This is a genomic window from Ruegeria sp. H8 (genome assembly GCF_056532905.1).
Genome location: NZ_JBQFNY010000001.1, coordinates 138,593 through 150,513, shown reverse-complemented (window position 1 = coordinate 150,513; position 11,921 = coordinate 138,593). Strand labels below are relative to the sequence as shown.

Genomic DNA, 11,921 nt, shown 5'->3' with positions numbered 1-11,921 from the left:
ACACAAGCGCTATAGGAGAGGATCACGCAATCTGGCCAGGTAACAGGTCAAGAAACGCTGGAAGTGCCGGGTTGCGTGTCTCCTTAAGCCAAACTGCCGCAATATCGACAACTTTCCCCACATCCCGGATGCGCACGGCGCTGAGCCCGGCCCGGCGCGCGCGTACAACGTTCTCGGGATAAATCAGGACACCCATGCCCAGCAGCACAAACGTAAAGAACTCGTCCCGAAGGTACGCAACCTGTCCGGTCTTTGGGACAAACCCCCGTTCGATGCAAAGATCCCTGACAAGGTTGGTGAACGGAAGCCAAGGCGTGTCACCGATCAGAAATGTCTCATCACGCAGCTCTACCAGGTCAATCGTGTCGCGCGAGGCCAGAGGATGATGATCGGGCAGAACGACGGCGAGCCCTTCGCTCGAAATCGGCTGGCAGTTGAGAACTGGCGGCACATGCCCCATGAAATGCCAGATGAACGCGATATCGACCTGCCCGTTCAGAACCAGTTCAATCTGGCGAGGGCTTGGATAGAACCGGACGCCGATCTTGACCCTTGGCTGTTGCCGCCGGAAGGTCTCTATCGTTTCCGGCAGCTGACCGAGAATGGCAAAATCTGTGTAAGTGATGGAGAGGCTTCCGCGCTGCCCTTCGGCCACGTCCCGGGCATTGTTTGCGATCTGATCGACCAGGTCAAAAAGCTCTCCAAGGCGTTCGTAAAACACTTCACCGGCTTTGGTCATTTCCACCGTCTGGGTGGATCTATCCAACAGCGAAAAACCAAGTTCGGCTTCCAGCGATTGAATGGTCTTGGACAAGGCAGGTTGCGACGTATTCAGAACCTCTGCCGCTTTCCGGAAGCCGCCGCTTTCGACGATGGTTTTGAACACCAGAAATTGGCGCAGGGTGAGATTCAAGATGATAGCTCCAAGTTATCGCTTGATGGCGCATTGATATTATTCAAGGCGATCAGACCATGCAATGATCTTGCTGTATCAGGGAGCCTCTAATGTATCTGCCAAACCTTTCGACCTCACATTTTCCCGCTCAGGGCGACGCAGAAATCCGCAACATCACTGTTGGCGGCTTGCTGGGGGAAATCGCAGACAGACACGCACTTTCAGTTGCGATGGTTGACGTTTCTGACAATGGGAGTTGCGACCGAGAGTGGACCTATGGCGAACTTCTGGAAGAGGCTGAGCGACTGGCGCTGGCCCTGTCCTCCCGCTACGCCCAGGGTGAGCGGATTGCAGTATGGGCGCCCAATATCCCCCAGTGGATTTTCATGGAGTATGCCTGCGGCTTGGCAGGGCTGGTTCTGGTTACCGCCAATCCATCCTTTCAAGCCTCTGAGCTAAAGTATGTGCTGGAGCAATCCGGTGCAGCCGGCCTGTTCATGGTCGATGAATTCCGTGGAAACCCGATGGTTGAAATCGCGCAGGAAGCAACAGACGGGAACAAACACCTGCGTGAGATCATAAACCTGGAGGACGCAGGCGCTCTCTACGCCATCGGCGAACGGCCCGCTGTGCTTCCTGAAGTTCTGCCAGATGATGCCGCGCAGATTCAGTACACCTCGGGGACAACCGGTTTCCCCAAGGGTGCCGTACTCAGCCACAAGAACCTGGTGAACAACGCCCGGCTCTTCTGCGGGCGGGCGCAAGTCGGCGCGCATTCTGTATGGGCCAATTTCATGCCGCTGTTTCACACCGCGGGTTGCGCAACGGGTGCGTTGGGGTGCCTCCAGGCAGCTTGCAAGATGCTACTGATCAAGCGTTTCAACGCAGATATCTTTGCCCGGCTGATCGAGGAACAGGGGGTCACAACCTGTTTTGCCGTCCCGACCATGCTGTTCAACCTGCTGGAATCCCTCGAACAGACCCCGCGCGATATGTCTTCGCTTGAGGTCATCACGACGGGCGGCGCGCCGGTGCCACCCGATCTGGTTCGCCGGGTGCGGGACCGTCTGGGCTGTCACCTGCTCAGCGCTTTCGGGCAGACGGAGCATAGCCCGATGATCTGCCTGAACCCGGTCAAGGCCACCCTTGAACAGATCGTGGAAACGGCGGGCCAGCCGCTGCCGCAAACAGAAGTTTCGATCCGTTCTCCGGAGGACAACAGCGTGCTTCCAGTCGGTGAAGTAGGCGAAATCTGCGCGCGTTCCTACGCTGTGATGATCGGCTACAACGACAATCCAGAGGCCACCGCCGCCGCCATTGATGACGACGGCTGGCTGCACACTGGTGATCTGGGCACAATGGACAGCCAGGGTTTTGTGCGGGTGACCGGCCGGGTCAAGGACATGATCATCCGCGGCGGTGAAAACCATTTTCCGGCCGAGATCGAAGCCGTTCTGGTGACCCACCAAGACGTGGCGCAAGTGGCCGTGGTCGGCCTGCCGGATAAGAAGTGGGGAGAAATCATTGCCGCATTCATCTTGTCCGACACTGCACCGGACGTGACCGACCTGCGCGCTCATTGCCGCGCTCATCTGTCGGCGCAGAAGACCCCTTCAGTCTGGGTGCAAGTCCCGGAATTCCCCCTGACGGGTTCCGGCAAAGTACAGAAGTTCGCCATCCGGGAGCTGTATCTCGCAGGTAGTTATGGGGAGCTGTTAGCATGAGCGTTCGCGTTGAAAAGGATGGTCCGGTCTGGACCATCATCCATTCCCGCCCTGAGGCTCGCAACGCCATGGATCCGGAAAGCGCCAAGGCACTCTTTGAGGCCTTCCAATCGTTTGACGCGGACGATACCGCCAGCGCCGCCGTGTTTTGGGGCGAAGGCGGAGCGTTCTGTGCCGGGTGGGATCTGAAACACGCGGCATCACTTGCCGGGGCCGAAGCGCTCGATCCATTTGACTTTCCCGACGAAGGTGAACCGCCGATGGCGGCCATGGGGCCCAGCCGGCTGGAGTTGTCCAAACCGGTGATCGCCGCTGTTGCTGGACCAGCAGTTGCGGGCGGTATGGAATTGGCGCTCTGGTGCGATATCCGGGTGATGGAAGAGACCGCCTTTATGGGTGTCTACTGCCGCCGCTGGGGCATTCCACTGATCGACGGCGGCACGGTGCGACTGCCGCGGCTGGTTGGGGAAGGCCGTGCTATGGACCTGATCCTGACCGGCCGCCGTGTAGATGCGGATGAAGCCCTGCGAATAGGCCTGTGTGAATACGTGGTGCCCGAAGGTGACGCGCGCGCGAAGGCCGAAGCCCTGGCCCACGACATTGCTCGTTTCCCACAAAGCTGCATGCGCGCGGATCGCCGTTCTGTACGGGCGCAACACGGGTTGCCTTTGCACGACGCTCTTCGACAGGAATGGCGTGGCAGCAAGGCCGAGGTGACGAAAGGTGTCGAAGGCGCGACCCGTTTCGCCAGCGGCAAAGGACGGGGCGGAGATTTCCGCGATGTATGACCTGAACCTCAAAACGTCCTACGTCCCGGCCCAGCCTGACATGGATGTACGCGAGATAACAGTCGGAGCGATGCTGCGTGAGATTGCCGAGACGCGGCCAAATTCCGAGGCCCTGACGGAGATCCGGCAGGATGGGTCGCCTGGACGGAACTGGTCATATGGCGAACTGCTGGCAGAGGCTGAGAAACTGGCGCGGGCTCTCACGACCCGTTTCGCTCCGGGGGAACGCGTCGTCATCTGGTCCCCCAACAGCCCGGAATGGGTGCTAATGGAATATGCCTGCGCCTTGGCCGGGCTGGTCCTGGTGACCGCAAACCCGGCCTTTCAAGCCCGCGAACTGGAGTATGTGCTGGAGCAGTCCGGGGCGGTCGCCCTGTTTCTTGTCGAGGAATTCCGCGGCAACCCGATGGGCCGGATTGGGGCTGAGGTCGCGGCGAGCATCCCATCGGTGCGCGAAGTCACGGACATGGAAAGCGCCGTGCTTCACGCGGAAGGGGACCGCCCGCCTGCTTTGCCCGAAGTCGCCCCAGGCGACGCCGCGATGATCCAGTATACATCCGGCACGACCGGCTTTCCCAAAGGGGCGGTGCTGAGCCATCGCGGGCTGGTCAACAATGCGCGCTTCTACGCGTCCCGCTGTGGCGCGACCAAGGCGACGACCTGGGTCAACATCATGCCGATGTTCCACACCTCGGGCTGCGGCATGGTTACGCTTGGATGCCTTCAGGCGGGGTGCCGCATGGTGCTGATTAGCCTGTTCGACCCGGATGTTGTGCTTGACCAGTTGGAAGCGAACGGCGCGGACATCATCCTTGGCGTGCCGACCATGGTGGTGGCGCTACTTGACGCGCAGGAAAAGCGCCCGCGCGACCTGTCGGCCCTGAAGCTTGTCAGCTGCGGCGGTTCGATGGTTGCCCCCGAACTGGTGCGCCGGGTCCAGACGCTGATGGGGGCCGGGTTTTCAACGCTCTATGGTCAGACCGAGCATTGCCCGGTGATTACCCAGCATCATCTGGGCGACTGTATTGACGACATCTGCAACACGGCTGGCCAGCCGGTAGCACAGACTGAGGTCTCGATCCGCAGCGTCGATGACCATTGCGCCGTCGCCATTGGCGCGGTCGGAGAGATTTGCGCCCGCGGCCCCTGTGTCATGCTGGAGTACAACGACAATTCCAAGGCCACATCCGAGACGGTGGATGCGGATGGCTGGCTGCATACCGGTGATTTGGGCCGGATGGACGCGCGCGGATATGTGAGCGTCACTGGCCGTGTCAAAGAGATGATCATCCGGGGCGGCGAGAACCACTTCCCTGCGGAGATCGAGAACTGTCTTCTGGAGCACCCTGACGTTGCCGAGGTTGCAGTCGTCGGGTTGCCAGACCCTAAATGGGGTGAGCTGATCGGCGCGTTCATCCGCAGCAACAAACAGCTCAAAAAGGCAGAACTTCACACGCATTGCCGCGCAAACATGTCACCGCAGAAAACCCCGAATGTCTGGGTGCAGGTGGATGAGTTTCCCCTGACCGGTTCGGGCAAGATCCAGAAATTTATTCTCCGCGACCGCTTTGTCGCTGGAGATTTTCATGAACTCTGACCGAAAGGGAACGCCATGAACATCATGACAAAACACTACATCAATGGAGATTGGGTTGCTTCGGTTGACGGGCGCGAGATGTCCGTGGTGAACCCCTCGACCGAAGAACAGATCGCCAAAATCTCGCTGGGTGGTCCCGCAGATACAGATGCGGCTGTTGCAGCGGCCAAAGCTGCCTTTCCGGACTGGACAGCGACTGAGCCTCAGGAGCGTATCGCCGCGTTGGAACGGCTGATGGAAGCTTACAAAAGGCGCGCGAAGGAAATGGCGCAAGCAATCAGCCAGGAGATGGGCGCTCCCATTGCATTGGCAAGTACGGCACAGGTGGGCGCCGGGGCCGGGCATCTCAAGAACACCATCCGTGCAGCCAGGTCATTTGCTTTCGAGCACCCTCTGGGGGATCACGCACCGGGTGACATGATCTTCCATGAACCGGTCGGGGTCTGCGCACTGATCACCCCCTGGAACTGGCCGATGAACCAGGTGATGCTCAAAGTCGCGCCTGCATTGGCAGCAGGTTGCACGATGGTTCTGAAACCCGCTGAACAGGCGCCGCTCAGCGCCATGCTGCTGGCCGAAATGATTGACGAAGCAGGTTTTCCGCCGGGTGTCTTCAATCTGGTCAATGGAGATGGCGCGGGCGTCGGCAGCGCCCTCACCGCGCATCCGGACGTGGATATGGTCAGCTTCACTGGCTCGACACTTGCAGGCGTGGCGATCAGTAAATCGGCGGCAGACACTGTCAAACGCGTCAGTCTTGAGCTGGGCGGCAAAGGCGCCAATATCATCTTTGCCGACGCCGATGAAAAGGCGGTCACACTTGGCGTGCGCCATTGCTTCAACAATTCTGGCCAGTCCTGCAACGCACCGACCCGGATGCTGGTAGAACGCTCAATCTATGAACAGGCCGTCGAAACCGCGCGTTCAGTTGCAGAAAAAACTGAAGTCGGACCGGCAAACGTTGAAGGTCGACAGATCGGCCCAGTTGTCTCGAAAACCCAGTTCGACAAGATCCAATTCCTGATCAAGCGCGGTTTTGATGAGCGAGCAAGGTGGGTTACAGGCGGACTGGGACTGCCTGAGGGGTTGGAGCAAGGCTACTTTGTCAGACCTACTGTCTTTGCCGACGTCACACCGGACATGACACTTTGGAAGGAGGAAGTCTTTGGCCCGGTTCTGATCATGACCCCGTTTGACACTGAAGAAGAGGCCATCAAACTGGCCAACGATACTCCCTATGGCCTGACCAACTACGTTCAGACCTCTGATAAGACCCGTGCACGCCGGGTGGCGCGGCAACTCCGTTCTGGTATGGTTGAAATGAATGGCAAATTTGGCGGCGCCGGATCCCCCTTTGGCGGAATGAAACAGTCTGGTAATGGCCGTGAAGGCGGCGCCTGGGGGTTGGAAGAGTTCCTTGAGGTCAAAGCTGTCAGCGATTGGGGGTGAACATGCCCAAAGTTCTTTATGAAAAAGACGGCCGTATTGGGCGGATCACCCTGAACCGCCCTGAAGTGATGAACGCGATTGACGATGATCTGCCGCGCGAACTTGCCGCCGCTGTCGGGCAGGCTGATGCTGATCCCGGCGTGCATGTGATGGTACTGTCTGGAGCGGGGAAAGCGTTTTGCTCCGGCTACGATCTGGCGCACTACGCCGAAGGCAACGGCCCCAATAAAGTGGTGCAGGAGATGCCCTGGGATCCGATGCAGGACTTCCAGTTCATGTGGGCGAACACCCAGAACTTCATGTCGCTGTTCCGGGCGATGAAGCCAGTCGTGTGCAAAGTACATGGCTTCGCCGTCGCTGGCGGGTCGGATATTGCGCTCTGCGCAGACCTGACAATCATGGGGGACACCGCACAGATCGGTTACATGCCGACCCGGGTCTGGGGATGCCCGACCACAGCAATGTGGGTGCATCGGCTGGGCCCGGAGAAGGCGAAGCGGATGATGTTCACCGGTGACAAAATCTCAGGCGTTGAGGCCGCAGAGATGGGGCTGATACTGAAGTCGGTTCCGGATGATCAATTGGACGATGCTGTCGAGACCCTGGCCGGACGCATGGCAACTGTACCGATCAACCAGCTGGCCATGCAGAAGATGGTGATCAATTCCGCAGTCGAAGAGAAGATCAATCAGACCCAGCGGCTGGCGACTGTATTCGACGGCATCACGCGCCATTCCCCGGAGGGTATGAACTTCAAAGCCCGCGTCGAAGAGGTAGGCTGGAAACAAGCTGTTGAGGAAAGGGATCAGGGTACGTTTGACTGGACGAGAAACCAGTCCTTTGCGCCAGCCAAGTGAAGGTCAGCTAACTTTCAGGCACACAAATCGTATTCTGCAAACGGATTGGCAAGTTGCTACGCTTGCATGTCGCCCACCTAAAGACCGCGTCTGTTCGTTTCGGCTTTTTGAGCAGAGTGCAGAAGCTGCAAAACCCCCTTGGTGTCCAAATTGCCGAAAGGCGGGCGTACGCGTTTATTGGTCCAATGTCTCGCGCGCGCCCACTGAATGTTTTTTCTCCGGGTTACTGATGCGTCCGCATTTTTTGTGGGTCGTAGACCGGGCTGCCAACCACTGTTGCGGCGGTTTGGAGAGCCTCGCTTTTCAGCTGCAGGACCGTTCCAGCGGCGATCCCCGGGCGGACATGTGCCAGCGCCAGCGATTTGCCCATTCGGTGCGAGTAACAGGGGCTGTTGACCACGCCGACCTCTTCACCATTCAGCAGCAGCGTCTCTCCGCCCTCCACCATATCCGAATGATCAATGTCGAGGGTGATATTGGAAATCTTTTCGCCCCCCTTCGCAGCCATCACCGCTTCCTTGCCCCGGAAATCAGCCTTGGTGCTGCTGACGGTGAACCCCAGGCCGACCTCCCACGGGGTGTGCGCTTCGGTCATATCATAACCGTAAAACAGCAGCCCCGCTTCAATCCGCACCTTGTCGAGCGCGGTGAAGGAGCAGGGCATGACGCCCGCCTCGGCCAGCTTGTCCCAGATATCCGTGACCACCGAAGCATCAGCAAAGACTTCATAGCCGCGCTCGCCGGAGTAGCCGGTGCGCGAAATCCGGCAGGCATGGCCAAATAGCGTGGCAGGGGCATGTTCGAAATAGCCCAGCCCTGCCAGGTCTCTATCGCAATTGGCGTTCAGGATCTTCAGCGCTGCCGGGCCCTGGACCGAGACGTCGTGCAGATCGTCAGTGAACTCCAGCCAGACATCGCGGCCCTCAGCCGAAGCTTCCAGCAGCGCCATGGTATCGCCGGAGCCATGCACGATCATCCATTCATCGCCGCCGTTGTTCGAGACAATGGCGTCGTCGGCAATGCCGCCCGCTTCGGTCAAAACGCAGAGGTAGGCAGCTTTGCCCGGGGCCAGTTTAGACAGGTCGCGTGTGGTCAAGTGATCCAGCACGGCCTGCGCGTCCTTGCCGCGGACAAACACCTTCTTCAGCGGCGACATGTCAAACATGCCGGCGCGCTCACGCACCGCGTCGTGTTCGTCGTTCGGATCGGTGCTGTAGCTCCAGGCCGTGCCCATGCCGTTCCAGTCTTCCAGCCCCGACCCAAGGGCAGTATGGCGGGAAGCAAGCGCCGATGTGCGGCTCAGTTCTTCTGTCATTCTCGTTGGTCCTTTCTCAATACCATTCGTCAGGCATGGTGGCTTTGCGCTCCGCCACATAGGTGTTCAGGTCTGCGCGGGCGCTGTCGTTCATGTCCGGTGGCTGATACTCCGCCAACATCTGCCGCCAACGAGCCGTGGCTCGCTGATCTGCGGTTCGGCGACCGTTCTCGTCCCAGGTTTCAAAGGGGCCGCCTTCGGGCACCTGCGGTTCAAAATTGGCGGTTGTGTAGTGGCGCAGAGTGTGGCTGGTGGACAGGAAGTTCTCGCCTGGTCCGGCCTCGGCATAGGCGTCGCGGCCAAAGTCCTCGTCGTCCGTGCTGAACCCCTGCAGCATCTTAAGCATGGCACCGCAATGGTCGAGGTCCATCACGAATTTCTCGTAGGACATCACCAGCCCGCCTTCGAGCCAGCCTGCCGCGTGCCAGACCTGATGGCCGCCGGATAGAAGCGTCGCCCACATCGCATCCGCGCTGTCCTGCATCGCCTGGCCGTCGGCGGAATTGGAAGCCGTAACCTGGCCGCCGCCGGAGCGCACCGGAACCCCCAGCCTACGGCCCAGTTGGCTCATCGCCATGCTGGTCAGATTCGCCTCTGGAGAGCCAAAAGTCAGCGCGCCGGTGCGCAGGTTCATGGAAGAATGAAAGCTCCCGAAGACGACAGGACAGCCCGGGCGCACCAACTGGGACAATGCAATTCCTACCATCGCCTCGGCCAGGGTCTGAGCAGCGACAGCCGCGGGCGAAAGCGGCCCCATGGCACCCGCAAAGATGGCGGGCGAGATGCAAACGCATTGGTTCGCCGCCGCGTAGATGCGCAGCGAAACCGACATCACCTCGTCATAGATCAGCGGCGAGTTGACGTTGATATTGGCCTGCATCACTGCGTTTTGATCCAGGAATTCCCCGCCAAATGCCAGTCGCGCCATCTCTACGCTGTCCTCGGCGGCCTGCGCCGAAGTGACTCCCCCCATGAAGGGTTTGTCCGACAGGGTGAGATGGGCCAGCATCATATCCAGGTGACGCTTGTTCACCGGCACGTCCGTAGGCTCGACCACTGTACCGCCAGAGTGCTGCAGTGCGGGCGACATATGGGCAAGCTTTACGAAATTCTCAAAGTCCTCCAGCGTGGCATAGCGGCGGCCTTTCTCCAGGTCGCTGACAAAGGGCGAGCCATAGCCGGGCATCAGCACCAGATTGTCGCCGCCCAGGATCACGCTGCGGGCCGGAGCGCGACCGTGCAGCCGGAACTCCGCCGGGGCGGTTTTGCACAGCTGTCGGACATGACCCGGTTCGAACCGGACCCGGACACCGTCAACTCGCGCGCCTGCTTCGGCAAAGAGCGCCAGCGCGGTTTCGTCGCCACGGAATTCGATCCCGACGTGTTCCAGGATCCATTCCGCCTGGGCTTCGATGCGGACAAGAGCAGCCTCGTCCAGCAGATTGTAGGCCGGGATCTTGCGGCGCTGGTATCCCGGTGTGACCTGCGGCGCATTGTGCCGGGTCAACCTGCCCCGGCGCGATCTGCCACGCTGGGTGATATGGGTTTGAGCGTTCATATTTCCCAACGTTGCGGCTCCTGAAGTGTTTCTTGAACTCCATATTTGGTGAAACCAGCCCGCCAGCAATCGATTTTATTTGCTCACGGTGTTCAGGAATTTTATACGCTTGACCTCATGCCCGTAGAATTTCGCCACCACGACAGCTTGCGCCTGTTTGCCGAGATCGCCCACTACCGGAGTTTCTCTGATGCGGCGGAAGCTCTGAACATGACCAAGGGCGCGGTCAGCTATCAGGTCAAAACGCTGGAAATGGATCTTGGATTTGCTCTGTTTCAACGCAGCGCCCGCGGGGTGGAGCTGACGCCCGGCGGGCTTAAGCTGCTGGCTGCCTGCCAAGACCACTATGAAGAAATTGAGGTTGGGGTCCTGGCCCTCAAGGGAGTCTCCACCAGAACCTTGACAGTAGGTGTCTCCACCTATTTCGCCGCCCGTTGGTTGTCTCCTCGGCTGATGTCCTTCATGCAGGAGCATCCGGATATTCAGCTGCGGCTGCAACCGATGATCCGGCTGTTCGACCTTGAGGCGCAAGGTGTTGATATCGCCATCCGCTGGGGAAGCGGGCAATGGGGGGATGGCGAGATTACGCCGTTCCTGCCATGCCCGGCATTTCCCGCAGGCAATGCTGCAGCACTGGAAACGGTAGAGCGGCTCGGCTGGGAGCAGGCGGTTTCAACCTTTACCTTGTTGCGGGATCATGATGACAGCGATGCCTGGACAGACTGGCTGAATACCGCGGGGCTGCCGCACCGAACGCGCCAGGACACGCTGATCATCCCTGACCCCAATGTGCGTGTTCAGGCGGTTGTAGATGGTCAGGGGATCGCCCTCATGGACGCACTGATCGAACAGGAACTGGAAGAGGAGAAGCTGTTCCGTCTTTCACCGCAAATGCTGCAGGACTACGGCTACTTTCTGGTCCGCCCGCGCAAAGCTGCTTCGCGAGACTGCGCCGCCGCGTTTTCAAGATGGTTGCAAACCCAATAGACTGACAGATTTTTCTGAATTGCTTCTTTGAGCTTCTGCGCGAGCAGGCTTTTCTCCAATCTCGCGAGAGTTTCAAGAACAGTTTCGCGGTTGCCGCGAATGACCGCAAAGGCAGGCCGCGCTGCAGCAATTTGAATGCCGCACATACGGCAGCTTTGGGCCGGAATTCCCCTGACCTCTTCCCGTGCCATGAGAGACCGAAGTCAAATGTAGTCACGAGGACGCTGGAAAACCCTGGTTCAGCTCACGAACTCCTATTGAAATTTGAAGAAGTGAAATCAGGCGCGACTTGCGGTATCAGGTATTTCTCCGGGATTTCTTCATGAACCCCGAAGAAATACCCGGCCCCGCAGTGAGGCGAAAGACACCGGCCTTCGGCTGTGCAGCCAGAGCGTTTCGGCAAGGTAATTCATTCTCAGAGTTCCCGCCAAAGAAGAGGCCCGGCGTTCCCCCTGCACGTTCGCTTGCCGAAGAACCGAGAATGCTGCATCATCAAACAAGTGAAGCACGGCTTCACCATCAGGTAGGGACTATTGCTACAAATGTGCTACGCGCCAAATTCACCCCTAAAAAACACATACAAAACAACACCCTACGCTCAGTCTCACAAATCCATCATCGGTGCCACGCTTAGACGCGCAGCCTGTGTTGCCTTGCCTGTCACAGCAACGCCTCCGTCCTGCTATGCTTCGAAATCCGATGGGCTGTCAGTGGCCTTGCCCATCCGAATCAAGTCGAAAAGCCCTAACAC

General features: G+C 59.1%; 9 protein-coding genes. 6 read left to right on the top strand and 3 right to left on the bottom strand.

Annotation, left to right across the window (positions count from 1 at the left end; translation table 11 throughout):
* Positions 1–22: 22 nt before the first annotated feature.
* Positions 23–913 carry a LysR family transcriptional regulator gene (locus ACR0A2_RS00695; protein WP_480833740.1) on the bottom strand — a complete coding sequence of 297 codons (891 nt, stop codon included), beginning with the start codon at positions 911–913 and terminating at the stop codon, positions 23–25.
* Positions 914–1,005: 92 nt separating this feature from the next.
* Between ACR0A2_RS00695 and ACR0A2_RS00690 the strand changes: the two genes are divergently transcribed.
* The 5 genes from ACR0A2_RS00690 to ACR0A2_RS00670 are packed head-to-tail and all read left to right on the top strand — an operon-like array spanning position 1,006 to position 7,310.
* On the top strand, positions 1,006–2,619 hold the full coding sequence (locus ACR0A2_RS00690; protein ID WP_480833738.1) for a class I adenylate-forming enzyme family protein: 1,614 nt from the start codon (positions 1,006–1,008) through the stop codon (positions 2,617–2,619).
* On the top strand, positions 2,616–3,407 hold the full coding sequence (locus tag ACR0A2_RS00685) for a crotonase/enoyl-CoA hydratase family protein (protein ID WP_480833737.1): 792 nt from the start codon (positions 2,616–2,618) through the stop codon (positions 3,405–3,407). Before ACR0A2_RS00690 ends, ACR0A2_RS00685 begins: the two co-directional genes overlap by 4 nt.
* Complete coding sequence (locus tag ACR0A2_RS00680; protein WP_480833736.1) at positions 3,400–5,004, top strand: class I adenylate-forming enzyme family protein; 1,605 nt, start codon at positions 3,400–3,402, stop codon at positions 5,002–5,004. Before ACR0A2_RS00685 ends, ACR0A2_RS00680 begins: the two co-directional genes overlap by 8 nt.
* Before the next feature lie 15 nt (positions 5,005–5,019).
* Complete coding sequence (locus ACR0A2_RS00675; protein ID WP_480833735.1) at positions 5,020–6,453, top strand: aldehyde dehydrogenase family protein; 1,434 nt, start codon at positions 5,020–5,022, stop codon at positions 6,451–6,453.
* Between the two features lie 2 nt (positions 6,454–6,455).
* Positions 6,456–7,310 carry a crotonase/enoyl-CoA hydratase family protein gene (locus tag ACR0A2_RS00670; RefSeq protein WP_480833734.1) on the top strand — a complete coding sequence of 285 codons (855 nt, stop codon included), beginning with the start codon at positions 6,456–6,458 and terminating at the stop codon, positions 7,308–7,310.
* Positions 7,311–7,533: 223 nt separating this feature from the next.
* Here the strand turns inward: ACR0A2_RS00670 and ACR0A2_RS00665 are convergent, their stop codons facing one another.
* Both ACR0A2_RS00665 and ACR0A2_RS00660 read right to left on the bottom strand, forming a co-directional pair.
* Positions 7,534–8,625 carry an aminomethyl transferase family protein gene (locus ACR0A2_RS00665; protein ID WP_480833733.1) on the bottom strand — a complete coding sequence of 364 codons (1,092 nt, stop codon included), beginning with the start codon at positions 8,623–8,625 and terminating at the stop codon, positions 7,534–7,536.
* Between the two features lie 16 nt (positions 8,626–8,641).
* Entirely contained in the window at positions 8,642–10,183 is a 1,542-nt protein-coding gene (locus ACR0A2_RS00660) for a trimethylamine methyltransferase family protein (protein WP_480833732.1), read from the bottom strand.
* A 117-nt stretch (positions 10,184–10,300) separates the two neighbouring features.
* Between ACR0A2_RS00660 and ACR0A2_RS00655 the strand changes: the two genes are divergently transcribed.
* Positions 10,301–11,170 carry a LysR substrate-binding domain-containing protein gene (locus tag ACR0A2_RS00655; protein WP_480833731.1) on the top strand — a complete coding sequence of 290 codons (870 nt, stop codon included), beginning with the start codon at positions 10,301–10,303 and terminating at the stop codon, positions 11,168–11,170.
* The last annotated feature ends 751 nt before the right edge of the window (positions 11,171–11,921 follow it).